Below are 25,757 nucleotides of genomic sequence, written 5' to 3'. Positions count from 1 at the left end.
GTTGGTGCGGCTTGCATCGTACTCTCTCATTTACAATCTTATCCCTCCGCCGCCTGCGCCTTCGCGCCTGACTTCAGCTTGGTCATGAAAGCCTTGAACGCCGGGCCGAACTCGGCGAACAGCGGCTCGCCGCGATGGCTGAGCATCACGCCGCCGAGCAGCTTGAGACCGGTGACGAAGGCCTTGCTTTCGTTCGGGTCGAACAGGCCGCGGCGCTGGACGCGGGCGACGATCTCGTTGAGATCGTCGTGGCTGGTGAAGGTGAAGTCGTAGCTCGGACCGACGGCGCCGTCGCTGCGCGGGTCGATGTCGGTCACCTCGATGGCGTAGGCGTGGGGCATGTCGATGCTCCTTTCAGTGTCTCAGTGTCAGGTCGCGGCGCCGTCGTCGCCCTGGATCTCGGCGATCGCGCGGGTGAGGATGTCGCTGACGCGCTTGGCCTCGGCCTCGCTCCAGCCCGGGCGGTGCATCTTGAGCGCCATCTTCAGCGTCTGCACCGCCTGCAGCACCGGCTCCGGCGGGTGCATGCCGCCCATGGCGCGGGCCATGATGCGCATCCGGCTGAGAAGGCCCTCGATGGCGGCTGCGTCGTCCTTCAGCGCCTGGCGGCCGGCTTCGGTGATGGCAAACAGCTTCTTGCCGCCCTCGGCTGATGCTGCTTCGATCTGGCCCATGTCCTCGAGCAGGCTGAGGATCGGATAGACGGAGCCGGGGCTCGGCGAATAGGCGCCGCCGACCAGCTGCTCGACCGCCTTAATCAGCTCATAGCCATGGCGTGGCTTCTCGCCGATCAGCCAAAGCAGCAGGCTGCGCAGGTCGCCCGGGCCGAAGAAGCGACCGCCGCCGCCACGTCCGAACTCGTCGCGGCCGCCGCGCCGTCCGTCGCCTTCAAACCGGCCCGGCCCGCGATGGCGGCCGAAACCGGGACCGCGGCCGGCCAGGCGAGCGTCTTCGCCTCCCTCGCCGAAGCCGTGGTGTCGGTCATGGCGGCGATGATGACCCCAGCCGCGATGCTCGCGCTCCTCGTCCCAACCAGAGCGATCGAAAGTCCAATGATGATGATGTCTCATACGATATGATCTCCGTTTCGTGCGAACGATATATCGTTTATGAGTATCGTTTGTCAACAACGATCGAGTTGGCCTCTCGAATACTGAGCCAAGTGCCTGATCTATGAAGCCTTTCGCTTGCTATGGAGCGGCCGCCACGGCGGGGTCCGCGTTCGTCGCATGCACTGTGCCGCGATGGGCGATCAGCGCATAGGCGACGGGCACCACGAACAGCGTGAACAGGGTGCCGATCGACAAGCCGGTCGCGATCACGAGTCCCATGTTGAAGCGCGACACGGCGCCAGCGCCGCTGGCGGCGATCAGCGGGATCACGCCGAGCACCATCGCCGCCGTCGTCATCAGGATCGGCCGGAGCCGGACGGTCGCGGCCTCGATGATCGCCTCGGTGCGGTCCTTGCCCTGTTCGCGCAGCTCGTTGGCAACCTCCACCATCAGGATGCCGTGCTTGCTGACGAGGCCCATCAGGGTGACCAGGCCGACCTGGGTGTAGATGTTGATGCTGGCGCCGCCGAGCCCGAGGCTGATGAACATCAGCGCGCCCGCCAGCGACATCGGCACCGACACCAGGATGATGATCGGGTCGACGAAGCTGTTGAACAGCGCGGCGAGCGCCAGGAAGATGATGATCAGCGCGAACACGAATGTGGTGACGAAGCCGCCGGATTCCTGCTCGAGCTGCCGCGACGCGCCGCCATAATCGATCGAGTAGCCCGTCGGCAGCGACGTCGCGAGCTCCTTCAGCGTGGTGAGCGCATCGCCCATCGCGACGCCCGGCATCGCCACGCCCGAGATGGTCGCCGCATTGATCTGCTGGAAGTGGTTGATCGACTCCGGAATGGTCTTGTGCTCGAGCCGGGCGACCGTCGACAGCGGCACCATCGCGTCGCCACTGGTGCGGATCGAATAGTCGAGCAGCTGCGTGTCGGTGAGGCGGTCGTTCTGGCGAACCTGGGGAATCACCTTGTAGGAGCGACCCTCCAGGCTGAAATAGTCCAGATAGTTGCCGCCCAGCATGGTGGCGAGCGCGCCGCCGAGATCGCTCATCTTCAGGCCGAGATCGGCGGCCTTGTCGCGGTCGAACACGACGGTGGTCTGCGGCTTGTCGATCTTCAGGTCGGTGTCGAGGAAGATGAACTTGCCGCTCGCCAGCGCCTTGGCCATGAAGTCGCGCGAGACGTCGTTGAGCTCGGAAAACGCACCCGTCGTACCGATCACGAACTGGACCGGGAGGCCGTTGCTGCCCGGCAGCGGCGCGGGCTGGAAGGCGACCGAGCGGGCGCCGGCGATGCCGTTCAGCATCTGCTGGAATTCCGGCTGCAGGGTCTTGGTCGTCGCCTTGCGCTGATCCCAGGGTTTCAGCACCCAGCCGCCGATCGCCTGCGTCGGAGTGTCGATCTGGAACACGGTGCGCGTTTCCGGCCGCTGCGCGATCAGGCCGAACAGCTGCTGGCCGTAGAACTCGCGCTGCTCGAGTGTCGCCGATGGCGCGGAATTGGTCAGCGACAGCACGATGCCCTGGTCCTCGTCAGGTGCGAGCTCGCTGGTCGAGCTGACATAGAGCCAGGGGATCATCGCCAGCAGCAGCAGCGCGAACACAACGACCACAGGCTTGGTGGCGAACACGCTTTCGAGCCCGCGGCGGTAGGCATGGGCGAGCCGTTCGAGCACATGGTCGATTGCGCGGACCAGTCGCGCCTCCAGCGTTTGCGCATCGCGCTCGGTCCGGCGCAGCAGCCAGGCGCAGTTCATCGGCGACAAGGTCAGTGCGATCACCGCCGAGACAGTGACTGCGCCGGCGAGCGTGAAGGCGAACTCCGTGAATAGCGCGCCCGTCAGGCCGCCCTGGAAACCGACCGGCACGTAGACCGCGATCAGCACCACGGTCATCGCGATGATCGGGCTCGCCAGCGCCCGCGCCGACTGGATCGCGGCGTCGACCGGCGATACGCCCTCCTCGATCAGCCGGTGAACCGCTTCGACGACGATGATGGCGTCATCGACGACGAGGCCGATCGCGAGCACCAGCGCCAGCAAAGTCAGGAGATTGATCGAGAAGCCCATCAGCAGCATCAGGCCGAAGGTGCCGATCAAGGACAGTGGAATCGCGATCACCGGGATCAAGACCGAGCGCCAGGAGCCCAAGAACATGAACACCACGATGATCACGATCGCGATCGCCTCGACCAGCGTATGGATCACCTCGTCGATCGACGAGTTCACGAAGTCGGTGGAGTCGTAGAGAACCTCGCTGGTGATGCCGTTCGGCAGCTGTCGCTGCAGCTCCGGATAGACCGCCTTCACGCCGTTGATGACGTCGAGCAGGTTGGCGGTCGGCGCCGCCTGGATGCCGATATAGACCGCCGTCTTGCCGTTGAAGCGCGTCGCCGAGTCGTAATCGTCATTGCCGAGCGTGACGTTGGCGACGTCGCGCAGCCGGATGATGGCGCCGTTGACCTGCTTGACGACGAGGTTGCGATACTGCTCCAGCGAATGCAGGTTGGTCGCGGCGGCCAAGTCGACCTGGACCAGGCGGCCCTTGGTGGTGCCGAGCCCGGAGATGTAGTCGTTGCCCGACAGCGCCGTCGACACATCCGTCGCGGTCAGGCCATAGGTGGCGAGCTTGTCCGGGTCGAGCCAGGCGCGCAGCGCGAATTTCTTGGCGCCGAGCAACTCGGCGGTCTGCACGCCGGAGACGGCCTGCAGCTTCGGCTGCACCACGCGGGTGAGATAGTCGGTGATCTGGTTCGGCGCCAGCACGTCGCTGGCGAAGCCGATATACATCGCGTCGATGGTCTGGCCGACCTTCAAGGTGAGCGTCGGCTGCTGCGTGCCGGTCGGCAGCTGGTTCAGTACCGAGTTCACCTTGGCGTTGATCTCGGTCATCGCCTTGCCGGAATCGTAGTTCAGCCGCAGGTGCACGGTGATGGTGCTGCTGCCGGTGACGCTGGTCGAAGTCATGTAGTCGATGCCGTTGGCCTGGGCGATCGCGTTCTCCAGCGGCGTCGTGATGAAGCCCGCGATGATGTCGCTGTCGGCGCCTGCATAGGCGGTGCTGACGGTGACGATGGCGTTCTGCGTGCGCGGATATTGCAGGATGGCGAGCGTCGTCATCGAGCGCAGGCCGAGCACGAGGATCAGCGCGCTGACCACGAGCGCCAGCACCGGCCGGCGGATGAAGATGTCTGTGAAACGCATGGGAGGCTCTGATGACTGGCTAGCGCGCGGTTACTGATCGACGACATCAGGCGCAGCTTCCGCCACGGGCACGTGCGAATTGTCGATCTTCACGGGACTGCCATTGCGCAGCTTGATCTGTCCGGCGATCACCACCGTCTCACCCGACTTGACGCCGTCGGTGATCGCGATGCGGTCGCCCTTCGCCGGCTTGCTCTTGATGAACATCTGCCGCGCCTTGCCCTGGCCGTCCTTGAGATCGTCGACGATATAGACGAGGTCGCCGTAAGGATTGCTGACGACGGCCGTCAGCGGCAGGGTCACGAGCTGCTCCGGCTGGCCGATGCCGATCTCCACCTTGGCGAACATGCCGGGCAGCAAGCGGGCGGCCTCGTTGTGCAGCGTCGCGCGGACCTGGACGTTGCGGCTGGTCGAATCGACCTTGGCGTTGATCGCCGAGATCTGGCCCGTGAAGCGCTCGCCGGGAAAGGCGTCGACGGCGATCCTGACATCCTGGCCGATCCGGATGTCGGCGAGCGACTGCTGTGGTAGATAGAAGTCGACGAAGATCGGATCGAGGCTCTGTAGGGTGACGATGGTGGTCCCGGCGCTGAGATACTGGCCGAGATCGACGGCGCGGATGCCGAGCCGCCCGGCGAACGGCGTCTTCAAGGTCTTCTGCTCGACGATCGCCTTCTGCTGAGTGACCAGTGCCTGTGCGTTCTTCAGGTTGGCGCGGTCGCTGTCGAGCGTCGCCTGACTCACCGCATTGAACTTGATCTGCTCCTCGTCGCGCTTGACGACGATGGCGTAGTTCTCCGCGGTGGCCTGCAGCGACTGCAGCTTGGCGACGTCGTCGGTGGCGACGAGCTGCAGCAGCGGCTGGCCGGCCTCGACGGAGTCTCCGGAATTGAACTGGATGCTCTGCACGATGCCCGAGGCCTGCAGCGCCAGGTCGGCGCCGTTGACCGCACGCAGTGAGCCGACCGCTGTGAGATTCGAGCGCCACGGGGCGGTTGCCGCGACCACCGTCGAGATCGTCTGCGGCGGGTTGGCCAGGGCACCGATCGCCTTGGCAATCATGATGCCCTTGAAGGTCTGGAAACCGTAGAGGCCGCCGAACAGAACCGCCATGGCGGCCAGCATGATCGTCATGCGTTTCTTCATTACAGTGCTTCCTGGGTCGTGCGGTTAGGGCCGGCGAAATAGCCGGGATTGGCGCGTGGCAGCGCCGCTGGTGTCTCGTCCTGGCGATTCCACCAGCCGCCGCCGAGCGCCTGGAACAGCGCTGCGGTATCGGTGAAGCGTGTCGCCTGCGACTTGATGCGGGAGACGCGCGCGTTGAGGTAGGATTGCTGCGCCGTGATGACGTTGGCGTAAGGAACGGCGCCGCTCTTGAACTGCTCGATCGCCATCGCCAGACTGTCGGCCGTGGCCTTCTCGGCGGCGGCCTGCGCCTTCAGCGCCTCGGCGTCGTACTGGATGGCGCGGAGCGAGTCGGCGACGTTCTGGAAGGCGGTGATGACGGTGCTCTTGTAGAGCGACAGGTCCTGCTCGAAGGTGGCGACGTCGGCTTCCTTGGTATGATACAGCGCGCCGCCGTCGATCAGCTTCTGGCTGACGCTGGAGGCGGCCTCCCACACCAGCGTCGTCGGCGAGAACAGCCGCTCCGGTCCGCTCGCGCCATAGCTGCCCGACAGCGTCAGTTGCGGCAGCAGATTGGCGATGCCGACGCCGACCGTCGCGGTCGCCTGGTGCAAGGTCGCCTCGGCCTGCCGGATGTCGGGGCGCTGGCGGACGAGCGAGGAGGGCAGGGAGACCGGCAGCCTGCGCGGCAGCCGCAGCTCCGCGAGCGTCACATGCTCGCCGCGGTCCTGGCTAGGCAGCCGGCCGAGATAGGCCATCAGCTGGTTGCGCTGCTGCGCGAGTTGCTTCTGCAGCGGGGCCAAGGTCGCCTTGGCCTGCGCCAGCGTCGCCTCCTGCGAAAGCACGTCGGATTTGGAAATGGCGCCGACGTCGAACTGGCGCTGGATTCGCCCGAGCTGATCGGTCTCGGCCTTGATGATCTCTTCCGTGGCGGCGATCTGGTCGCGCAGCGAGGCGTCGGTGATCGCCGCGGTCACGACGTTGGCGGTGAGCGACAGATACGTCGCTTCCATCCTGAACGACTGATAGTCGGCCTGCGCCTGCAGCGCTTCGACCTGGCGCCGTGTGCCGCCCCAGATGTCGAGCGCGTAGCTGACGCTCACCGACGCGCCGTAAAGCGTGTACAGCGAGGTCTGCCCCGGCCATTGCCCCTGCTGCGTGCTGGAGCCCTGCGTGCGCTCGGCCGATCCGCTCGCGCTCACCTGCGGAAACAGCGCCCCCTGTTGCGATAGCGCATTCTCACGCGCGGCGCGCAGCGCGAACTGCGCGGCCTCGATGTCCGGATGATTGCGAATCGCCTCCTCGACAAAGGCGTTGATCTGGCGCGAATGCAACAGCGCCCACCACGTGCCGGGCAGGTCGCGTCCCCACGCGAAGCTCTGCGGATTTCCGCCGGGCGTCGCGGCGCTGGCCGTGGATGCGAGGCGCTGCTCGCGGACGTAGCCGGCGATAGCCGGAGCATCGGGTGACAGGAACTCCGGGCCGACCGCGCAGGACGCGAGCAGCACGCTGCAGCCGACGACACCGAGTGAAGCCGGAACCGCGCCATATCGCGGGACTCGACTTGAACGGGCGTGAAACATCTGGACATCATCCGAAATAAAACAAAACTGTTTCGTTTTGTCTGGCGACGATGCGATGCGGCACGGAATGGGTCAAATCACGTTGCTGACAGGGGCGAGGCTCACGGTTTCTCTCGCGCAATAGGCCGCCATTTCAGGAGCGCGCCGGCTCGTGCGCCGAGCTCGGCAGCGGCGGGATGGCGCGTGTGAGCTACCTTAGCGCTGAACGCGATCAGAGACCCTGTCGATGCGGTCATCAAGCATGAGCCAGGCGTGCCGGTCTGTTGAGCTTGGCGCGTCTCGGTACGGTCGCATGCTGCAACGACCGGCGCTGACGATGCGCCGGTCCATCGTGATAGCGGGAGGTCAGGATGGCATCGAAGGGACGACCGCGGGCTTCGCGGGCACCTCGCGCGCTCGATTCGGGCGGCGCAGCCGGCGCTGCGTCCAGATCAGCACGCCGGTGACCAGCAGGGCGAGCAGCACGACCGAGATCAGCACGTTCGCGGCACTGCCGATCAGCGACCAGTTGCCTTCGTGGAGCAGCCGCACCCAGTTGCGCGGCAGCGCCGAGAGGCCGTCGGCCGTCACGGCATAGGCGCGCAACTCGTCGCCCTCGATGATCCGCGCCAGCATCCGCCCGCCGCGATTGCCGATCATGTTGACCGTGGCGAGATCATGATCCCGCGCGACGATGCTGACCGCCTCGGTCAGCGAGATGCGCTTGGCCGCGGCCGGCTGCGCGGCGAAAAAGCTGTTGCTGGGATCGAGCAGAACCCCGGTCAGCGGGCTCAACAGGATCAGCGGCAGCGTGAACCACGCTGCGCCCTTGTGCCAGCCGGACAGCGTGTTGCGCAGCCGCGGCAGTCCCATCAGGATGCCGATGATCATGATCACGATCATGCCGATGGTGGAGATCGTCGTGAGGCCCTCGATTCCGATCAGGTGCTCATGGGTCATGCGCGCCCACTGAAACACGCTTCCCATCGCGGGCTTGTCGGCCGCCGCGCCGGTCGTCATGTCGAGCTCGGTGCCCGGCCGACCCTGCAGGGTGAGATGCTGTGTCGCCGGATTGATCGAAACGCCGCGCGCCTTGCCGTCGGGGTCGTACTGCCTGATCAGCGCGACGACGCGCGCCGGATCGACACTGCCGGGCTTCACGGCAGCGACCTGTGCGATCGGCTCGAAGGAGAGGATCAGTCCGGTGACAATGATCACCAGCAGCGGCAGCGCGAAAGTTAGGCTGATCCAGCGGTGGAGTTTGAGCAGCAGCTGCTTGTTCATCGTCATCTCCAGATGATCGTCACGCACAGGGGTGATGCGTCGGGACCGTTGTCCGCAGGCGCTCACTCCATGATCGTTTCTGATTATTTGTCGCAGGGCGACGGCTGGAAACCAGCCCTCGTCCGCGCATCATCCCTTAGCTGAGCACAGCGACGGGACGAAGGAGATAACTATTAATTTTAGGTCATGGGCCGTTTGACCGGCGTCAATGCGGCACGATCTGATCCGTGTCGGTGAACATGATTTCAATTTGCATCAAATGCCGTCTTGCTGCCATCGAGCACCTGCTTCAGCCGCTCCGAGTCGAGCGCGTTCTCCCATCTGGCGATGACGATGGTCGCCACCGCATTGCCGATCAGGTTGGTCGGCGTCAGCCCTTGGGACATCAGGCGGTGGATGCCGAGCACCAGCGCGACGCTGGCGACGGGAATGGTGCCGGTGGCTGCCAGCGTGGCGGCCAGCACCACGAAGGCCGCGCCGGCGATGCCGGCCGCGCCCTTCGATGTGACGAGCAGGATCAGGAGCAGGCCGATCTGATGGCCGATGTCGAGCTGGGTATTTGTGGCTTGTGCGAGAAACACCGCGGCGGTGGCGAGGTAGAGGCAGGTGCCGTCGAGATTGAACGAATAGCCGGTCGGGATGACGAGACCGACGATGCTGCGCTCGCAGCCGGCGGCTTCCATTTTCTCGAGCATGCGCGGCAGCACCGTCTCCGACGACGTGGTCGCGATGCAGACCATCACCTCGTCGCGGATGTAGCGGATCAGCTTCCACAGGCTGAAGCCGGTCAGGGCGGCGATGGGGCCGAGCACTGCGGCGATGAAGATCAGGCAGGTCAGATAGAAGCTGCCGAGCAGCAGGCCGAGCTTGGCGAGCGAGCCGACGCCGAACTTGCCGACGGTGAAGGCGATGGCTCCGAAGGCGCCGAGCGGCGCCGCCCACATCACGATCCTGACGACGCCGAAGATCATCTGGCCGGCGACCTCGATCACGTCGGTCACCGCCTTGGCGCGGTCGCCGAGCCAGATCAGCGCAAAGCCGCACATTACCGAGATGAACAGCACCTGCAGGATGTTGCCTTCCGCGAAGGCGCCGACGAAGGTCTGCGGAATGATGTTGAGCAGGAACGGCACGAAGCCGACCGCCGCGGTCTGCTTGACATAGGGCTCGATGGATGCGGAGTTGATCGTCGCGGGGTCGACATTCATGCCGACGCCGGGCTGGAACAGATTGACCGCGGCAAGGCCAATGATCAGCGCGAGCGTCGTGATCACCTCGAAATAGACCAGCGCCTTGATGGCGACGCGGCCGACCTTGGCCATGTCGGCCATGTGGGCGATGCCGTTGACGACGGTGCAGAAGATGATCGGCGCGATCAGCATCCGGATCGCCTTGATGAAGGCATCGCCCAGCGGCTGCATCTGGGCGCCGAGATCCGGCTTCACCGCGCCGAGCAGGATGCCGGCGGCCATCGCGATCATGACCTGCACCCACAGCTCCTTCCACCAGGCGCGGCGGGCGCCCGTCTTGCTGTCGGCGGCGAGAGTCGTGGCAGTCATGATCGGTCCTGTCGCTGTAGGGATCGAAGGTCGGGTGTGGTGACTCAGCTCTTCGGCTCGAACTTGAACAGCCGTTCGGGATTGCTGACAAGCAGCTTTCGCTGCATGGCCGGATCCGGGGCGTAGAGCGGGATCAGATCGACCAGATCGCCGTCATTGGGCATGATCTTGACGTTCGGATGGGGCCAGTCGGTACCCCAGATGACGCGGTCCGCCGCATTCTCGATCAGCTTGCGGGCGAACGGCACCGCATCGTGGAACGGAGGGCCGGAGGCCGAGGCGCGCTCGGGACCGGTGATCTTCACCCAACATCTATCGTCGCTCGCCTGCAGGTCGAGCAGCGCCTTGAACTCGGCGTCGTCGATGCCCTTGGCGGCGCTGATCGTGCCCATATGGTCGATCACATAGGTGACCGGCAGCGCCTTGAGGATCGGCACGAATTCCTGGATCGTCCCGGCCTCGAGATAGATGTCGACATGCCAGCCGATCGCCGCGACGCGGTCGACCAGGGTGCGGAAGACCTTCATGTCGCCGACGCCGCCGAGACGGCGGAGGAAGGCGAAGCGGCAGGCGCAGATGCCGGCCTTGCCGAGCGCGGCGAGATCGGCGTCGGACATTGCCGCGTTGATATTGGCGACACCCTTGTAGTTGCCGTTGCTCTGCGCGATGGCGTCGGTGACGACGCGATTGTCGGTGCCATGAACGGTGGCATTGACAATGACGGCGCGTTCGACGCCGATCTTGGCGTGCAAGGCGCTGAACATCTCCAGCGATGCGTCGGGTGGCGTGTAGGGCCGGGTGGGCGAGAACGGATAGGTCGCGGCCGGTCCGAAGATGTGGGTGTGGGTATCGACGCTGCCCGGCGGCGCCTTGTAGCTCGGGGCCTTCGTCACCGGATCGGGCCCGGGAATGCTGGGGATCTTGGCCTCCTCCGCGGCCAGTCGTGCAGGGATGGCGCCGAGCATGCCTGCCGTGCCCAGTCCGGCGATGGTCGCCAGCAGATCTCGCCTCAACATCACAGCGTCCTCCTCGGAATGGCCGCGATCACCGGCAGGCATCGCCTGCCGTCCCGCAGCGTCTTTCATGATCGCTATCTTCACGCCGCGGCGTAGAGATCAGGCGGCTTTGCAACGTGACATCGCGATCATGGCGTCCTCCCGACCCGGCGCCTTGCAGCGTCCCTGTCGCAACGGGGGCTCATCGCCGCGATCGCAATCCGTTTCCGCGTTCGAAGATCTTGCAGGCGTCGGAGCCTGGCAAGGAGCGTTGGGCGAACGGTCAGTTCTCTTGGTTGGACAATGCGCTGCGGACGTCTTGCAATCTTGCAGGTCGGCGCCCGGCGCTGCGTTGCAACGCACGCGACCGGGTGGAAGATGCGCTTCAACCGAATGGCCAGAAGGTGGCTCTATCGCGCCGCTGCGCCGAATTGTTCGCGGGACGGAAAGGTGAGTAGCCTCAACGCCATGGCGTGCGTTTTGGACATGCGCTTGCAGCTTCAACCAGCGTTGTCGCGACGGCGGCCGGAATGCTATGCGACAGCAAAGGCGATCGTGCCGGCGCGACGCCGCTGCCGGTCTCACAACAACATCGGGCAAAGGAAGCACCATGGTCGACGCGCTCATCATCGACGCCTGCAGAACTCCGCGTGGTATCGGCAAGGCCGGCAAGGGCGCGCTGGCCGGGCTGCATCCGCAGCATCTCGGCGCGACCGTGCTGCGCGCGCTAGCCGAGCGGACCGGCATCAATACCGGCGATGTCGACGACATCATCTGGGGCTGCTCGTCGCAGCGCGGCCCGCAGAGCGGCGATCTCGGCCGGATGTCGGCGCTCGATGCCGGCTACGACATCCGCGCCTCCGGTGTCACGCTCGACCGCTTCTGCGGTTCCGGCATTACCAGCGTCAACATTGCTGCGGCCCAGATCATGGCCGGGCAGGAGGACCTCGTCATCGCCGGCGGCTGCGAGATGATGTCGATGGAGGGCCGGCGCGGCGAGGGGCCGCTGATGATGGATGCCGGCAATCTGCATCTGCGCGCGCTGCATCCGCAGTCGCACCAGGGCGTCTGCGCCGATGCCATCGCCACCATGGAAGGCATTACGCGGGCCGATGTCGACGCGCTCGGGCTGGAGAGCCAGAAGCGGGCGGCGGCGGCGATCCAGGCCGGGCACTTCAAGAAGAGCCTCGTGCCGGTGCATCGCGACGACGGTAGCCTTGCGCTCGACCATGAGGAATATCCGCGGCCGCAGACCACAGCCGAGGCGCTCGCCGGGTTGAAGCCGGCATTCCCGGCGATTGCCGACTATGCGCTCGACGACAAGGGCACGACCTATCGCAACCTGATCCTGCAGCGCTATCCCGGCCTCGAGATCGAGTTCATGCATCATGCCGGCAACTCCTCGGGCGTCGTCGATGGCGCCGCCGCGCTGCTGCTGGCCTCGCCGTCCTATGCCAAGGCCCATGGTCTGAAGCCGCGGGCGCGCGTCGTGGCCATGGCCAACATGGGCGACGACCCGACCTTGATGCTCAACGCGCCGGTGCCGGCCACGCGCAAGGTGCTGGCCAAGGCCGGGCTGACGATCGACGACATCGACCTGTTCGAGATCAACGAGGCCTTCGCGGTCGTGGCCGAGAAGTACATTCGCGACCTCAAGCTCGATCGCGCCAAGGTCAATGTGAACGGTGGCTCGATCGCCCTCGGACACCCGATCGGCGCCACCGGGTCCATCCTGATCGGCACCGTGCTCGACGAACTGGAGCGGCGCGACCTCAAGCGCGGCCTGGTGACGATGTGCGCGGCCGGGGGCATGGCGCCGGCGATCATCATCGAGCGGATCTGAGGGACCCTTCCTCTCATCCAATTCATCTGCGCCCGTTGCGGACCCCCGCAGCGGGCGTTGCCCTTTGAGGGACACTTTGCGACTTTCGGGGCTCTGGGTCGTTGATGCCGGCTCCTCAAGGAGGCCCGACGGTTCCACTTTCCGGACCAGTCAACCACGTTTCGACTGGAAGGGAATTCGCGCTTGTTCCGCTAGTTGCGACAGGTTATTGCCACCGGGAGGCCTCATCGTAGAAGAAATGGCTCTCGTGCTCTCCACGCTGTCGCATATCATCGATCGCAAGGCCTCGAACCGGGTGGTCACGCGGCTGCGGGCGCTGCTGCGCAGCAACGAGTTCTACCTGATACCGCTGGCCCTGGTGATCGGCGTGTCCACCGGCGCCATCGTGACGGTGATGAGCCTGATCGCGCAGCTCGCGCATGTGGTCATCTTCGGCATCCCGATCGACGTCCGGCTCAGCGCCAACGCCTGGGTCAACCCGGTCGTTGCGCTGATCGCGCCAGCGCTCGGCGGCCTCATCCTGGGCCTGATGGAATGGCAGCGGCGGCGCTGGAAGATCGCGGCGGCCGTCGACCCGGTCGAGGCCAATGCGCTGCGCGGAGGCCGGCTGTCGATGCGCGACAGCCTCGTGGTCAGCAGCCAGACCCTGGTCTCCAACGGCTCCGGCGCCTCGGTCGGCCTCGAGGCCGGCTACACCCAGATCGGCGCCGGCGTCGCCTCGCTGCTCGGCCAATATCTCACGCTTCGCCGCAACGACCTCAGGCTGATCGTCGGCTGTGGCGCCGCTGCCGCCATCGCCGCCGCCTTCGGCGCGCCGATCACCGGTGCGTTCTATGCCTGCGAGCTGATCGTCGGCGTCTATTCGGTCGGCAGCGCGGCGCCGATTCTGGCGGCCTCGCTGGCGGGGGCGCTGACCTCGCAATATCTCACCGGCGCGCCGTATTCGCTCGAGATCCAGAAGGTCGGTGCGGTCGGCTTCGAGCAGTACATTGCGCTGTTCGTGCTGGCGCTGCTGGTCGCCTTCATCGGCATCGTGGTGATGCGCGCCTCGCCGGCGGTGGAGCGGCTGTTCGTCCGCATTCCGGTCTGGCTGCGCCCTGTGATCGGCGGTCTCTGCGTCGGCGCCATGGCGATCGTCACGCCGCAGGTGCTGGCGGCGGGTCACGGCGCGATGCTGCTCGACCTGCATCGCGAGATGGCGGTCGGCCTCATCGCCACCATCATCGTGCTCAAGCTCGCCGCGTGCCTGATCTCGTTGGCCTCCGGTTTCCGCGGCGGACTGTTCTTCGCCTCGCTGTTCATCGGCAGCCTGCTCGGCAAGCTGTTCGCAGGACTGTTGGCGCTGGCCGGGCTCAGCATCGCGGTTGATCCGCTGGTGGCGATGCTCACGGGCATGGCTACGCTAGGCGTCGCCATCGTCGGCGGGCCGTTGACGATGTCGTTCCTGGTGCTGGAGATGACCCGTAGCGTCGACGTCACCGCCGTGGTGCTCGGTGCCTGCATCGTAACCTCGGTGTGCGTACGCGTGCTGTTCGGGCACTCGTTCTCGACCTGGCGGCTGCATCTGCGCGGCGAGACCATCCGCAGCGCCAATGATGTCGGCTGGCTGCGCAACCTCACCGTCGAGCGGCTGATGCGCTCCGACGTCGCCAAGGTGCCGACCACCACCAGCATCGCAGCCTGCCGGCGCGAGTTCGCGCTCGGCACGCGGCAGGCCGTGGTGGTGGTCAACAACAGCGACGATTATTGCGGGCTGGTGTCGCTGCCCGATCTGTTCTCCGGCGAGCTCGACTCCATCGCCGACGAGATCCAGGTGGTCGAGCTCGCCAAATATTTCGAGGTCGCGCTGTTGCCCGAAATGAACGTCAAGACGGCGATGAAGATCTTCGACGATTCCGGCGCCGAGGAGCTCGCGGTGCTCGAGTCGGAGAACAGCCGCAAGGTGATCGGCTTCCTGACCGAATCCTTCGCCCGCCGCCGCTATGTCGAGGAGATCGACCAGGCCACGCGGGGCGTGCTCGGCGCGCTGTCGTGACGCATCGCTTCGCGACGTGATCTCCGGGCCAGGATAGGTTGCCGGTCGTTTGGGACGCGCGAGGACGACATGACGAGACGGATCACAACGGCTGTCGTTTGCGTGTTGAGCGCACTGACGGCGACGGCGGCTGCCGCCGAGCCCGCGGTGCTCAAGGGCAAGGACGCGTTCGGCAGCTGGCAGGGCGATGCGCCCGGCACGATCAGGCTGATCCGGCCTGCGGACCTGCCCAAGCCCGGCGCGACCGCCTCGGCCGCCAACGTCTCGCGCGTGGTGCAGCGGCCGGCATCCGCCGTGCCCAAGGTCGTCGACGGCTTCAAGATCGCGCTGTTCGCCGAAGGGCTGAGCGGGCCGCGCATCATACGGACGGCGCCGAACGGCGACATCTTCGTCGCCGAGACACGCGCCGGGCGCGTCCGCGTGCTGCGGCCGAGCGAGGACGGCAGCACGGTCGCCGCGAGCGAGATCTTCGCAGACCGGCTCGGTCATCCCTTCGGCATCGCCTTCTATCCCAGCAGCGATCCGCAATGGGTCTATGTCGCAAGCACCGAGCGCGTGATGCGCTTTCCGTATCGGGCCGGCGACATGAAGGCGTCCGGCGCGATGCAGGTCGTCGTGCCCGATCTGCCGGCCGGCTACGGCCATTCGACCCGCGATGTGGTGTTCACCACGGACGGCCAGCGCATGCTGGTGTCGGTCGGCTCCGCCGGAAATGTCGGCGAGGCCATGGGCGAGCCGACGGGCGGCCTCACCGCCTGGATCAAGGCGCATCCGCTCGGCGCGGCGTGGGGCGGCGAGAGCGATCGCGCCGGCGTGCTGGCATTCGATCCCGACGGCAAGAACCGCAGCCTGTTCGCGACCGGCATCCGCAACTGCGTCGGCCTCGCCATCCAGCCCGCGACCGGCGCGCCGTGGTGCTCGACCAACGAGCGGGACGGGCTTGGCGACGATCTCGTGCCGGACTACGTCACGCGGGTGAAGGAGGGCGGTTTCTACGGCTGGCCCTGGTACTACATCGGCGACAACGAGGACCCGCGGCATCGCGGCGAGCGCGCCGACCTCAAGGGCCGGATCACCGTTCCCGACGTGCTGTTGCAGCCGCATTCGGCCTCGCTCGGCCTGACGTTCTACGACGCCAGCCTGTTCCCACCGGAGTATCGCGGCGATGCCTTCGCGGCCGAGCACGGCTCGTGGAACCGATCCAAGCGGACCGGCTACAAGGTGATCCGCATCCGGCTGAAGGACGGCGTTCCGACCGGCGAATACGAGGACTTCGTCACCGGTTTCGTCATCAACGACCGCGAGGTCTGGGGCCGGCCGGTCGGCGTCGCCGTGGCGCGCGACGGCAGCCTGCTGATCTCCGAGGACGGCAACGGCACGATCTGGCGCGTCACCCACTGAGCTGTGTTTTGCGGCGCAGGAACATCCGCTTCCGAAGTCGGTTGGGAGCGGGGTTGAACGCCGGAAGACCGCATGAACATTTTCGATCCGAAAGGACCGATCGCCGCCGCCCAGCAGACGATCCTGATCGATTCCGTGATCATCATGCTGGCGATCATCGTTCCGACCTCGATCGCGGTGCTGGCCGCCGCCTACTGGTTCCGCAGCTCCAATACGCGGGCACGCTACCGGCCCGATTTCGCGTATTCCGGCGCGGTCGAGCTGGTGGTGTGGTCCATCCCCGCACTCACCGTGATCCTGCTCGGCGGCGTCGCCTGGATCGGCTCGCACGATCTCGATCCCGGCAAGCCGGTCGACGGCACCGGCCTTCCCATTCGGATTCAGGCGGTGTCGCTCGACTGGAAATGGCTGTTCATCTATCCTGATCAGCGCATCGCCACCGTCAACAGCCTCACCGTTCCGATCGGTGCGCCGCTGCAGCTCGAGCTGACCTCCGGCAGCGTGATGACCGCGTTCTTCATCCCGCAGCTCGGCGGCATGATCTACACCATGAACGGCATGGTGACCCGGCTCAATCTGCGCGGCGATCACGTCGGCACCTACAAGGGGCTCGCCTCGCAGTTCAGCGGCGACGGCTTTCCCGACATGATGTTCGACACCCATGTCGTGTCGCAGCCCGACTTCTCCAACTGGGTCGCCAATGCGGCCAAGACCGACCAGGTGCTCGACGAGGCGAGCTACAAGCAGCTCGCCGCGCAATCCGTCGAGAAGACGCCGAGGATCTACCGGCTCAGTGATCCCGAGCTGTTCGGCAAGATCGCCATGCAGCACATCCCGCCGGCGCCCGGGCCGCAATTGAGCGAGAACCGGTCGCGAGAGGAGAGCGGAGCGTCGCATGGCCACTGATCCGTTTGCACCCGGAGTGGACCGATGTCGGTGACATCTGTCGAGCAGGCGCCGGCCTATGCCGATCCGCATCATCTGCGCACCGCCGAGCACGAGGGACCCGCGCCGAAGCGGATCGTCACTGGATACGGCTTCTGGATCTTCCTGCTATCCGATATCGTGATGTTCTCGTGCTTCTTCGCGAGCTTCGCGGTGCTGTCGGGCGCCACCGCCGGCGGACCGGGCGGAGCGGAGCTGTTCGACGTCCGCAACGTCGCGATCGAGACGGCGCTCCTGCTCTTGTCGAGCTTCACCTGCGGCATGGCGAGCATCGCCGCCGAGCGCCACAATGCGCTCTGGTTCCAGGTCGCGATGGCCGTCACCGGTCTGCTCGGCGCCAGCTTCCTGCTGCTCGAGATCCGCGAGTTCGTCGATCTCGTCGGCCGTGGCGACGGGCCGAGCCGCAGCGCTTTTCTATCGGCATTCTTCACGCTGGTCGGCTGCCACGGGCTGCATGTCGGGGCCGGCATTCTCTGGCTGCTGACGATGATGGCGCAGGTCGTGGCCAAGGGCTTCCGCGCCGACATCGAGCGCCGCATCCTGTGCTTCGCGCTGTTCTGGCATGCGCTCGACATCATCTGGGTCGCGGTGTTCTCCGTGGTCTATCTGCTGGGGAGTGCGACATGAGCGAGCAGACCTACTCGGGCGATCCCGTAGAGACCGATCTCGCACCCGGCGAACAGCAGCATGGCGATCTGCGCTCGCGCATCCTGTTCTATGTCGCCGGCCTCGGGCTCGCGGTGCTGCTGACGGCAACATCATTCTTCATCGCCAGGACTGATCTCGTCTGGCAGCCCTCGATTCCCGTCGCGATCATCGTGCTCGCGATCGCGCAGATGGGCGCGCATCTGGTGTTCTTCCTGCACATCACCACCGGGCCCGACAACACCAACAACGTGCTGGCGCTGGCCTTCGGACTGATCATCGTCTTCCTGGTGGTCGGCGGCTCGCTGTGGATCATGTCGCACCTGAACCAGAACATGATGCCGATGGATCAGCTGATGCAGATGCAGCGGTGAGATGGCGCTTCTTCAGGCCGTTGTCCCCAGGAGCCAACTGGCAGTCTTTCCTTCGGCCCCTGGATCGCTTCGCTGCGCTCGCGATGACGGAGCTTGTTGAGCGCGCGGTCCCCACCACACCCGTCATCGCGAGCGCAGCGAAGCGATCCAGGGGCTCAGGAAAGGTTCTGGATGGCTCCAAGGAGGCGTCGTATCACGCGCCGGCCGCCGTTCAGCTTCACTTCCCCTTCGCCGCCCGGCAGTTGAAGGCGCGGCGGAAGCCGGAGGCTTTGGCGTCGTCCTCGGAGCAGAACCAGCGGTCGGGCTCGGTGGTCGCCGGATAGCTCGGGCAGCCCTGCAGATGATAGATGCCGATGTTGCCGGTGACGCGGGCGCGGACGGCGAACTTGCCCTTGATGGTGCAGCCGGGCGGGGCGCTCGGCGCCTCCGGAAACAGCACGGCGCGGATTTCGGGGTCGCGGTCGGCGCGACAGGCGGCGCCGAGCAGGGCGCCGTCCTTCTTGTCGCTGCGGAACTCGCTCGGGGCGATGAAGCATCCCTTCCACAGCCCGCGCGCCGCATCCTTGGCGGCCGCAACGTCATCCTTCACGCGCGCCTTCGCGGCCGGCTCGGCGCTGATCGCGAAGCCGGCACGCGCCAGCTGCTGGTTGAGGCTGAGCTTGTCGCCATCGACGGCGCACAGGCCGATCCTGCGGGTCTTGAGCGGCTTGTCCGGGCCGAGATCCTCACAGCGCACCGCGCGGCCGCCGATCAGCCTGGTCAATTGCTCGCGCGCCTCGACGCCGCAGCTCCAGGGATCGGCGTGATCGTCGATGCACAGCTGGTCGACCTCCGGCGCATCGATGCCGTCGAGCCGGAACACCGTGTCGCCGAGCTGGATGGTGTCGCCGCTGCGCACCGTCGCGGTCGCGGCCAGCGCATCGCCGGCCATGCCGGCTCCCATCATGATGGCCCCGCACAATGCCAACAGCCGGTCTCGCAGCCGCATGCGTCCTCCCGCAATCACATTCATGAAATACCCGATTGAAGTCCTATCACATCGACCATGAGTCTCGCCAAGGGCCGCCGGGTTCGCTGCGAGCGGCCGACTTGCGTCGGGGCGATCAGCTACCCATCTGACGTTACAAAGGAATTACGTCATGTTGGATTTCACTTCCGATGTCGCCGGCGACGCCCTGTCGCCGGCGCAAGCGTCTCCTGCCGTCGGACGCGACGACCGGGCGCTGCTCGATGCCTACTCCAATGCGGTCATCGACGTGACCGATCGCGTCGGCCCGGCGGTCGTCCGCGTCGAGACCGGCCCGAAAGCCGGCTCCCGCGCCGAGCGCGGCGGGCTCGGCTCGGGCATCGTGATCTCGCCGGATGGGCTCGTGCTGACCAACAGCCATGTGGTCGGAAGCTCCAGGGACATCCGGCTGCGCGACGTCGAGGGTGTCGTCACCGACGCGCAGGTGCTCGGCGTCGATCCCGACACCGATCTCGCATTGCTGCGCGCCAATCACGCGCGCGACCTGCGCTACGCGTCGCTCGGCAATTCCAAGAGCCTGCGGCGCGGCCAACTGGTGGTCGCGATCGGCAATCCGCTCGGCTTCGAGTCGACGGTGACGGCCGGTGTCGTCTCGGCACTGGGCCGCTCGATCCGCTCGGTCTCGGGCCGGATGATCGAGGACGTCATCCAGACCGATGCGGCGCTCAACCCCGGCAATTCCGGCGGCGCGCTGGTGTCGTCGGCTGCCGAGGTGATCGGCATCAACACGGCGATCATTCAGGGCGCGCAGGGCATCTGCTTCGCGGTCGCCAGCAACACCGCGCAGTTCGTGCTGTCGGAGATCATCCGTCACGGCTATGTCCGCCGCGCCTATATCGGCGTCTCCGGCCAGACCGCGCCGGTGCCGCGGCGCCACGCCGTTCTCGCCGGCGTCGAGAACAAGATGGGCGCGCTGCTGATGCAGATCGAGCCGGACGGCCCGGCAGCGCGCGCCGGCCTGCTGCCGGGCGACGTCGTGATCAAGCTCGACGGCGTCGACATCAACGGCGTCGACGATCTCATCCGCGTGCTCGACCGCGACCGCATCGGCCGCACGGTGGCGATGGACGTGCTGCGGCTGGGACGATTGCGTGGCATCGACATCCACCCGGTGGAGCGCAAGCCGGCGAGGCAGACGTCGTGATCGTTGTCGCACGTCGAGTGTTGTGCGACGCCGAGCTGTCGCCACGACCACCGCTGTCGTCCCCGCGAAAGTGGGGACCCATATCCCCAGGGAGCGGTTTGAGGCAGGCTCGCCATTGGCTTTTTGCCAAACACGACCGCCGCGGAGTATGGGTCCCGGATCGGCGCCACGCCGCGCTGCGCGTGTCGCGGCTTGTCCGGGACGACAGTTGTGGTGAGGCGATTCACTGCTCCATATGGTAAGCAGAGTATCAGTTGGTAGTCCGGAGGGTGGCAAAGGCGCGCCGGTCTCTGCGTTGTTTGCTCCGTTCCAGCGCGCGCCGTGCCCACCACTCTCACCGGGCATGCGGATGCATGGTGGGCACGCGACCGCCCTGCGGGCGGCTGCTTTGCCCACCCTACGGCAGCGTTGCTCGAAGTGGGATTTACGTATCAAACAGCGATCGACATGAGGGCGCGTTCTCGCGGCGGCTTTCGCCCGAGTCCTGTTCTCAGTTCGCGCCTCGCAACATGCAGAGGGCGCAGGGAATGCCGGGTGACAGCCTCACCCATGGCCCGCCTGCTAACAAAAATGCAGGCGGCAGGTACCACAGGCAAAGCCGGAACACGCCGGCATTCCCTGCGCGGTGGTCTTCACGCTTATACGCAGTCTCCCTGGTGCGCCGGGCTTGTTGGCCACCATGGCGCGACAATGCTTGCGCATCGCGCGGGGGACACCAGCATCGGGGTGTCAGGACGCTGCGACTTCACGTCCGCGAGCAATCGTTCGTCCGCGCCCTCGTTGCCGAGGGACGCTGCGATCTCTCGCGGCCACCGCATCCCCGCCTCGCGTGTCGTGACGATCGCGCGCTACGCCCCTTCTGCTTGAGGCAGGATGCGCGGAGATAATCACTGATTCTGAAAAATAGCAAGTAGATTATTTTTATCGGAAGGTGTCGCGTCGCCCTCCGCCGTCGTCCCGGACTTGACCCGGGACCCATACGCCGCGGCGGGAGTGGTGAGAGCGAGCTGGTCGACGTCTGTGCGTCAAAGAGGAGCCGGTGGTTATGGGTCCCGGGTCAAGCCCGGGACGACACCTTTGAATTGGCGCGATTGGTGGTCGTACCTCCGGCATCGTACGAAGTCCCGCTCAGTCCGTTTCTTGCCGCACAGAGTTGCATCAAGGTGATCGTTGCATGCAATGACCGCTCACGAAATGGGCTGACTTCGCGCCAAATGCGCCTGCTCAGCAAGCGGGCAGCTTCGGCGATCTCACCAACCTGTTGAATTAGTTCGTACTTCGCAATCGCCGTTGCCGTCTTCCCAATTGTACACAATGGCACACCGCTTGCTTCGTTGTCTGCGACGTATTCTCGCGGGGAAGGCAGGCGGCTGACATGGCGAACTCATCTGCATCGGCAACCGCAACGATCATCGCCGAGCCGGAGCCGATCGCGCTCGATCTGTCGAGGACCGCGCTCGTCATCATCGACATGCAGCGCGACTTCATGGAGCCCGGTGGGTTCGGCGAGACGCTGGGCAACGACGTTTCGCAGCTCGCGCGCGCAGTGCAGCCGATCGCCAATGTGCTGGCGGCGGCGCGCAAGAGCGGCATGCTGGTGATCCATACGCGGGAAGGCCATGAGCCGGATCTGTCCGACGCCCCGCCGGCCAAGGTCGAACGCGGCGCGCCGTCGCTTCGCATCGGCGATCCCGGGCCGATGGGCCGCATCCTCATTCGCGGCGAGGCAGGGCACGACATCATTCCCGCGCTCTATCCCACGGACGGCGAGGTGGTGATCGACAAGCCGGGGAAGGGCGCGTTCTACGCGACCGAGATGGGGGACGTGTTGACGCATCACGGCATCGACAACCTGCTGGTGTGCGGCGTCACCACCGAGGTCTGCGTGAACACCACCGTGCGCGAGGCCAATGACCGCGGCTATCGCTGCGTCGTCATCTCCGACGGCTGCGCCTCCTACTTTCCGGAATTCCACGAGATGGGCCTGAAGATGATCAAGGCCCAGGGCGGCATCTTCGGCTGGGTCGCCGAGTCGGCCGCGGTTCTCAAGGCAATAAGCTGAAAGACGGGCTGAGAGATCTGAGACGGATGAGTTCGATCATGTAGTCGCTGCAGACAACAGGGGAGCAAGGCGATGAGCGGAAGCGGGACGGCAAGCTCGGTCAAGGCGGATTTCAAGCCGGTGCTCTGGACACCCGGCGACTGGAACGCGTTCTTCGGTTTCGGCACCAACATCCTCGTCAACATGCTCGTCCTCACCGGGCTGTTGCGCTTCGTGCTGAAGATGCCGGACAGCCTGGTGTTCGGCCGCATCCTGCCGGCGCTCGGCCTGATGATGTGCCTGTCGACGCTGTACTACGCGTTCCTCGCCTATCGGCTGGCGCAGAAGACCGGACGCAGCGACGTCTGCGCGCTGCCATCCGGCGTCAGCGTGCCGCACATGTTCATCGTCACCTTCGTGATCATGCTGCCGATCACCTTGAAGACCGGCGATCCCTTGAAGGGCTGGTCGGCCGGCCTCGTCTGGGTGTTCTTCCAGAGCTTCATCCTGATGATCGGCGGCTTCATCGCGCCCTATATCCGCAAGATCACGCCGCGGGCGGCGCTGCTCGGCACGCTCGCCGGCGTCTCCGTCACCTTCATCTCGATGCGGCCGGCGCTGGAGATGTACATGACGCCGCAGATCGGGCTCGTGTGCTTCGCGATCATCCTCGTGAGCTGGTTCGGCGGCGTGAAGTATCCGAAGGGCCTGCCGGCGGGCCTGGTCGCGATCGCAGTCGGCATGATCATCGCGTGGGGCTCGAACCTGTTCGGCCTCGGGCTCGGCGGTCTCAGCGTGAAGGGCGTCGGTGATGCCTTCGCGAGCTTCGGCTTCTCGGTGCCGCTGCCGGCGTTCGGCACGGTGTTCTCCGGCTTCGAATATCTCGGGATCATCCTGGTGACCGCGATCCCGTTCGGCATCTACGACCTCGTCGAGGCCATGGACAACGTCGAGAGCGCGGAGGCCGCGGGCGACGAATATCCGACCACGCGGGTGCTGACGGCCGACGGCGTCGTCAGCCTGATCGGCTGCATGATGGGCAACCCGTTCATCAACGCGGTCTATATCGGCCATCCCGGCTGGAAGGCGATGGGCGGCCGCATCGGCTATTCCGCGGCGACCGGCCTGATGGTGATCGTGCTGTCCTGGCTCGGCATCATCTCGGTGCTGCTGGCGCTGGTGCCGGTGGTCGCGATCTCGCCGATCCTGCTCTACATCGGCATGCTGATCGGCGCGCAGGCGTTCCAGACCACGCCGGTCAAGCATGCGCCGGCGATCGTGCTCGCCTTCACGCCGCATCTCGCCGCCTGGGCCAAGCTGCAGATCGACACCATGCTGGCGTCCACGGTGACGGCGGCGCAGAGCGTCGGCGGGCTGGCGGCCGACAAGGTGGATGCGGTGAAGACGGCGGCGATCGCGGCGCTGCCGCAGCAGGGCGTGCTGTATCACGGACTCGAGGTGATGGGCGGCGGCTCGATCCTCGCCGGCCTCGTGCTCGGCGCGATCGGCGTGTTCGTGATCGAGCGCGACTTCACCAAGGCGTCGGCGTTCGCGCTGGCCGGGGCTGTGATGACCTATTTCGGCTTCATGCACGGCGAGGCCGTCGGCATCGGCGGCGGCTTCGGCGTCACGCCGGCGGTGGCGCTGGCCTATGTCGTGGTCGCGGGCGGGCTGTTCTGGCTGGGGCGGCTCGGCATGTCCGAGAGCTACGTGCCGCATGCCGACATGCACGCGGCGCCGGCGGAGTAGGACGGATGCGCTTCGACGACTGGTAGAGCCTTTGTCGTCATCCCGGGGCAGCATGCCGTCGCGAAGCGGCGGCGTGTTGGCGATTGAACCGGGAATCTCGAGCTGATGAAAACCGCCGCAAGACAACATCGGGATTCCGGGTTCAAGGCCTGTCGGCCTTGCCCCGGAATGACGTTGGTAAGGCACCGGCAGCGGTGAGATCAGCCGCGCGGCGCGATCGGCGCCTTGCCGTTCCGGCCCCACAGCACGAACAGCGACAGCGCCAGCAGCAGGATGTTGAGCGGCGTCACCGCGCCTTCGCCGCGCGAGATGTGGAAGACGAAGGCGAACACCTGCAGCGTGGCGCAGCCGAGCGCGGCCAGCACGGTGAGGCGCGGCATGATCCGGGTCAACGACGGCAGGAGAATGCCGAGGCCGCCGGCGAGATCGATCAGACCAATGGTTCGGACGAAGCCGACTGAATATTCCCCGGCCCAGGGCATCATCGGCGCCAGGTCCTTGATCGGCGTGAACGTCTTCATGACGCCGGAGAAGGTGAACATGGCAAACACCAGGACTTGGGCCGTCCACAGGCCGATGCGCAGAGCGAGGGAGGGTTGGAGCGGGAGGTCGTTCGTCGTGGTCGCGGACATCAGGAGGTCTCCAGGATTGAAATCTCGGACCGACATTGAGAATTTCTTCTGGTTTGATCATTATGCTCATTGTTGAAGCATCATTTCTCCCGGGTTGATAATGGATACGCTGGTCAGTATTCGGGTGTTCTGCCTGGTGGCGGAGCTCAAAAGCTTCGTCGCGGCGGCCGACCGCCTGGGCCTGTCGCCCGCGATGGCCTCCAAGCATGTCATGCAGTTGGAGCAGCGGCTGTCGACCCGATTGCTCAACCGCACCAGCCGGCGGGTCGGCGTGACCGAGGCGGGGCAGGTGTATTTCGACCAGGTGCGTCCGATGCTCGATCAGCTCGACGAGGCCGAGGCGGTCGTCAGCAAAGCCACGGTGATTCCGCGCGGCACGTTGAAGGTGAGCGCGCCGGTGTGGTTCGCCAATCCGCTGTTTGCCGGCATGCTCGCAGCCTATCACGCGCGCCATCCGGACGTGGTGCTCGACCTCGATCTCAGCGGTCGCCTCGTCAATCTCGTGGAGGAGGGCTTCGACCTCGCGCTGCGGGTTTCCGCAGCCCCAGGGGACGGATTGATCGCGCGTGCCTTGCCGCCGGTCCTGATGCAGCTCGTCGCCGCGCCGAGCTATCTCGCCGCCGCAGGGCGGCCGGCCACGTTGGCCGAGCTCGACGGCCATGCATTTCTCAAATATTCGCTGTATCCGGCCAAGGCGATCATCGTGCAGAGCGATCAGCGCGATGTGACATTGTCGTTCAACGACGTGCTGGTCAGTGGCAATGAGACGATCCTGCACCACGCCGCAGTCGCCGGGATGGCATGGCGGTGCTGCCGCGCTGGCTGATGGCGGATGATCTCGCGAGCGGCCGGCTTGAGACGGTGCTGCCGGACGTGATGACCATCAAGGCGCCGCTGATGGCCGTCTACCCCAGTCGCAAATATCTTTCAGCGAAGGTCCGCACCTTCATCGACTTCATCGCCGCCGATCCGCTGATGAAGCAGGCCTCCGAGGGACCCGCGGCTGCGATCGACCGGGTGGCGGTGCGGGCAAGGAAGGGGCGGAACAAGCGGGCGTGAGGATCTTGGGGCCGAAGGTCTCTCGGCCGTCAAGTCCGGGCATGACGGTCACTCACATGACCGCGCGTGGGG

The 25,757-nt window shown here is 65.9% G+C and carries 19 protein-coding genes and 1 pseudogene; 10 read left to right on the top strand and 10 right to left on the bottom strand.

Annotated elements, in window-relative coordinates; all coding sequences use genetic code 11:
- Nucleotides 1-38: 38 nt before the first annotated feature.
- The 8 genes from BRAO375_RS09440 to BRAO375_RS09405 form a co-directional block, all read right to left on the bottom strand.
- On the bottom strand, nucleotides 39-341 hold the full coding sequence (locus BRAO375_RS09440) for a DUF3861 domain-containing protein (RefSeq protein ID WP_009027243.1): 303 nt from the start codon (nucleotides 339-341) through the stop codon (nucleotides 39-41).
- Between the two features lie 27 nt (nucleotides 342-368).
- Nucleotides 369-1,070: a PadR family transcriptional regulator gene (locus tag BRAO375_RS09435; RefSeq protein ID WP_009027242.1), complete on the bottom strand. Its 702-nt coding sequence runs from the start codon at nucleotides 1,068-1,070 to the stop codon at nucleotides 369-371.
- A gap of 120 nt (nucleotides 1,071-1,190) precedes the next feature.
- Nucleotides 1,191-4,265 carry an efflux RND transporter permease subunit gene (locus BRAO375_RS09430; protein ID WP_009027241.1) on the bottom strand — a complete coding sequence of 1,025 codons (3,075 nt, stop codon included), beginning with the start codon at nucleotides 4,263-4,265 and terminating at the stop codon, nucleotides 1,191-1,193.
- 30 nt (nucleotides 4,266-4,295) lie between these two features.
- Nucleotides 4,296-5,411, bottom strand: coding sequence for an efflux RND transporter periplasmic adaptor subunit (locus BRAO375_RS09425; RefSeq protein WP_035639743.1), 1,116 nt, complete (start codon nucleotides 5,409-5,411; stop codon nucleotides 4,296-4,298).
- Nucleotides 5,411-6,973: an efflux transporter outer membrane subunit gene (locus tag BRAO375_RS09420; protein WP_244423148.1), complete on the bottom strand. Its 1,563-nt coding sequence runs from the start codon at nucleotides 6,971-6,973 to the stop codon at nucleotides 5,411-5,413. Before BRAO375_RS09420 ends, BRAO375_RS09425 begins: the two co-directional genes overlap by 1 nt.
- Before the next feature lie 345 nt (nucleotides 6,974-7,318).
- On the bottom strand, nucleotides 7,319-8,236 hold the full coding sequence (locus tag BRAO375_RS09415; protein ID WP_009027238.1) for a PepSY domain-containing protein: 918 nt from the start codon (nucleotides 8,234-8,236) through the stop codon (nucleotides 7,319-7,321).
- A gap of 245 nt (nucleotides 8,237-8,481) precedes the next feature.
- Nucleotides 8,482-9,795: a C4-dicarboxylate transporter DctA gene (gene dctA, locus BRAO375_RS09410; protein WP_009027237.1), complete on the bottom strand. Its 1,314-nt coding sequence runs from the start codon at nucleotides 9,793-9,795 to the stop codon at nucleotides 8,482-8,484.
- A 44-nt stretch (nucleotides 9,796-9,839) separates the two neighbouring features.
- Nucleotides 9,840-10,811, bottom strand: a complete 972-nt coding sequence (locus BRAO375_RS09405) for an amidohydrolase family protein (RefSeq protein ID WP_035639755.1) — start codon at nucleotides 10,809-10,811, stop codon at nucleotides 9,840-9,842.
- A 589-nt stretch (nucleotides 10,812-11,400) separates the two neighbouring features.
- Here BRAO375_RS09405 and BRAO375_RS09400 point away from each other — a divergent pair.
- From BRAO375_RS09400 to cyoD, 6 genes are all read left to right on the top strand, one after another.
- Nucleotides 11,401-12,633, top strand: coding sequence for an acetyl-CoA C-acetyltransferase (locus BRAO375_RS09400; RefSeq protein ID WP_009027235.1), 1,233 nt, complete (start codon nucleotides 11,401-11,403; stop codon nucleotides 12,631-12,633).
- 238 nt (nucleotides 12,634-12,871) lie between these two features.
- Complete coding sequence (locus BRAO375_RS09395; RefSeq protein ID WP_502688870.1) at nucleotides 12,872-14,668, top strand: chloride channel protein; 1,797 nt, start codon at nucleotides 12,872-12,874, stop codon at nucleotides 14,666-14,668.
- 69 nt (nucleotides 14,669-14,737) lie between these two features.
- Nucleotides 14,738-16,069, top strand: a complete 1,332-nt coding sequence (locus BRAO375_RS09390; RefSeq protein WP_009027233.1) for a PQQ-dependent sugar dehydrogenase — start codon at nucleotides 14,738-14,740, stop codon at nucleotides 16,067-16,069.
- 72 nt (nucleotides 16,070-16,141) lie between these two features.
- The gene (locus BRAO375_RS09385) at nucleotides 16,142-16,975 is read left to right on the top strand and encodes a ubiquinol oxidase subunit II (protein ID WP_009027232.1); all 834 of its coding nucleotides are present in this window, start codon (nucleotides 16,142-16,144) and stop codon (nucleotides 16,973-16,975) included.
- A 24-nt stretch (nucleotides 16,976-16,999) separates the two neighbouring features.
- Nucleotides 17,000-17,641 (top strand): cytochrome (ubi)quinol oxidase subunit III, encoded by a 642-nt coding sequence (locus BRAO375_RS09380; protein WP_009027231.1) that lies wholly within the window; start codon nucleotides 17,000-17,002, stop codon nucleotides 17,639-17,641.
- Nucleotides 17,638-18,033, top strand: a complete 396-nt coding sequence (gene cyoD, locus BRAO375_RS09375) for a cytochrome o ubiquinol oxidase subunit IV (protein WP_009027230.1) — start codon at nucleotides 17,638-17,640, stop codon at nucleotides 18,031-18,033. The genes BRAO375_RS09380 and cyoD overlap by 4 nt, the downstream gene beginning before the upstream one ends.
- A gap of 217 nt (nucleotides 18,034-18,250) precedes the next feature.
- Here cyoD and BRAO375_RS09370 read toward each other — a convergent pair whose 3' ends face one another.
- Nucleotides 18,251-19,045 carry a thermonuclease family protein gene (locus BRAO375_RS09370; RefSeq protein WP_035639739.1) on the bottom strand — a complete coding sequence of 265 codons (795 nt, stop codon included), beginning with the start codon at nucleotides 19,043-19,045 and terminating at the stop codon, nucleotides 18,251-18,253.
- A 127-nt stretch (nucleotides 19,046-19,172) separates the two neighbouring features.
- On the opposite strand from BRAO375_RS09370, the gene BRAO375_RS09365 reads away from it, so the two are divergent.
- The 3 genes from BRAO375_RS09365 (at nucleotide 19,173) to BRAO375_RS09355 (ending at nucleotide 23,994) form a co-directional block, all read left to right on the top strand.
- Nucleotides 19,173-20,204: a S1C family serine protease gene (locus tag BRAO375_RS09365; RefSeq protein ID WP_009027228.1), complete on the top strand. Its 1,032-nt coding sequence runs from the start codon at nucleotides 19,173-19,175 to the stop codon at nucleotides 20,202-20,204.
- 1,375 nt (nucleotides 20,205-21,579) lie between these two features.
- Complete coding sequence (locus BRAO375_RS09360) at nucleotides 21,580-22,266, top strand: cysteine hydrolase family protein (RefSeq protein WP_009027226.1); 687 nt, start codon at nucleotides 21,580-21,582, stop codon at nucleotides 22,264-22,266.
- A 72-nt stretch (nucleotides 22,267-22,338) separates the two neighbouring features.
- Entirely contained in the window at nucleotides 22,339-23,994 is a 1,656-nt protein-coding gene (locus BRAO375_RS09355; protein WP_009027225.1) for a hypothetical protein, read from the top strand.
- A 200-nt stretch (nucleotides 23,995-24,194) separates the two neighbouring features.
- Here BRAO375_RS09355 and BRAO375_RS09350 read toward each other — a convergent pair whose 3' ends face one another.
- Nucleotides 24,195-24,626, bottom strand: coding sequence for a DoxX family protein (locus tag BRAO375_RS09350; RefSeq protein WP_009027224.1), 432 nt, complete (start codon nucleotides 24,624-24,626; stop codon nucleotides 24,195-24,197).
- Nucleotides 24,627-24,726: 100 nt separating this feature from the next.
- Here BRAO375_RS09350 and BRAO375_RS09345 point away from each other — a divergent pair.
- A pseudogene (locus BRAO375_RS09345) lies at nucleotides 24,727-25,685 on the top strand (LysR family transcriptional regulator).
- Nucleotides 25,686-25,757: the final 72 nt, after the last annotated feature.

The sequence above is a fragment of the Bradyrhizobium sp. ORS 375 genome, from assembly GCF_000239775.1.
GTDB lineage: Bacteria > Pseudomonadota > Alphaproteobacteria > Rhizobiales > Xanthobacteraceae > Bradyrhizobium.
The sequence above is the reverse complement of the archived record's forward strand: the minus strand, read 5'-3'. Positions and strand labels throughout refer to the sequence as shown.

Excerpts from the sequence above, each read along its gene's own strand:
- BRAO375_RS09370 (WP_035639739.1), bottom strand. The coding sequence starts at position 19,045 with ATGAATGTGATTGCGGGAGGACGCATGCGGCTGCGAGACCGGCTGTTG.
- BRAO375_RS09360 (WP_009027226.1), top strand. The coding sequence starts at position 21,580 with ATGGCGAACTCATCTGCATCGGCAACCGCAACGATCATCGCCGAGCCG.
- BRAO375_RS09390 (WP_009027233.1), top strand. The coding sequence starts at position 14,738 with ATGACGAGACGGATCACAACGGCTGTCGTTTGCGTGTTGAGCGCACTG.
- BRAO375_RS09415 (WP_009027238.1), bottom strand. The coding sequence starts at position 8,236 with ATGAACAAGCAGCTGCTGCTCAAACTCCACCGCTGGATCAGCCTAACT.
- BRAO375_RS09385 (WP_009027232.1), top strand. The coding sequence starts at position 16,142 with ATGAACATTTTCGATCCGAAAGGACCGATCGCCGCCGCCCAGCAGACG.
- dctA (WP_009027237.1), bottom strand. The coding sequence starts at position 9,795 with ATGACTGCCACGACTCTCGCCGCCGACAGCAAGACGGGCGCCCGCCGC.
- BRAO375_RS09355 (WP_009027225.1), top strand. The coding sequence starts at position 22,339 with ATGAGCGGAAGCGGGACGGCAAGCTCGGTCAAGGCGGATTTCAAGCCG.
- BRAO375_RS09365 (WP_009027228.1), top strand. The coding sequence starts at position 19,173 with ATGTTGGATTTCACTTCCGATGTCGCCGGCGACGCCCTGTCGCCGGCG.
- BRAO375_RS09405 (WP_035639755.1), bottom strand. The coding sequence starts at position 10,811 with ATGTTGAGGCGAGATCTGCTGGCGACCATCGCCGGACTGGGCACGGCA.
- BRAO375_RS09350 (WP_009027224.1), bottom strand. The coding sequence starts at position 24,626 with ATGTCCGCGACCACGACGAACGACCTCCCGCTCCAACCCTCCCTCGCT.
- BRAO375_RS09435 (WP_009027242.1), bottom strand. The coding sequence starts at position 1,070 with ATGAGACATCATCATCATTGGACTTTCGATCGCTCTGGTTGGGACGAG.
- BRAO375_RS09420 (WP_244423148.1), bottom strand. The coding sequence starts at position 6,973 with ATGTTTCACGCCCGTTCAAGTCGAGTCCCGCGATATGGCGCGGTTCCG.
- cyoD (WP_009027230.1), top strand. The coding sequence starts at position 17,638 with ATGAGCGAGCAGACCTACTCGGGCGATCCCGTAGAGACCGATCTCGCA.
- BRAO375_RS09380 (WP_009027231.1), top strand. The coding sequence starts at position 17,000 with ATGTCGGTGACATCTGTCGAGCAGGCGCCGGCCTATGCCGATCCGCAT.
- BRAO375_RS09430 (WP_009027241.1), bottom strand. The coding sequence starts at position 4,265 with ATGCGTTTCACAGACATCTTCATCCGCCGGCCGGTGCTGGCGCTCGTG.
- BRAO375_RS09425 (WP_035639743.1), bottom strand. The coding sequence starts at position 5,411 with ATGAAGAAACGCATGACGATCATGCTGGCCGCCATGGCGGTTCTGTTC.
- BRAO375_RS09440 (WP_009027243.1), bottom strand. The coding sequence starts at position 341 with ATGCCCCACGCCTACGCCATCGAGGTGACCGACATCGACCCGCGCAGC.
- BRAO375_RS09395 (WP_502688870.1), top strand. The coding sequence starts at position 12,872 with ATGGCTCTCGTGCTCTCCACGCTGTCGCATATCATCGATCGCAAGGCC.
- BRAO375_RS09400 (WP_009027235.1), top strand. The coding sequence starts at position 11,401 with ATGGTCGACGCGCTCATCATCGACGCCTGCAGAACTCCGCGTGGTATC.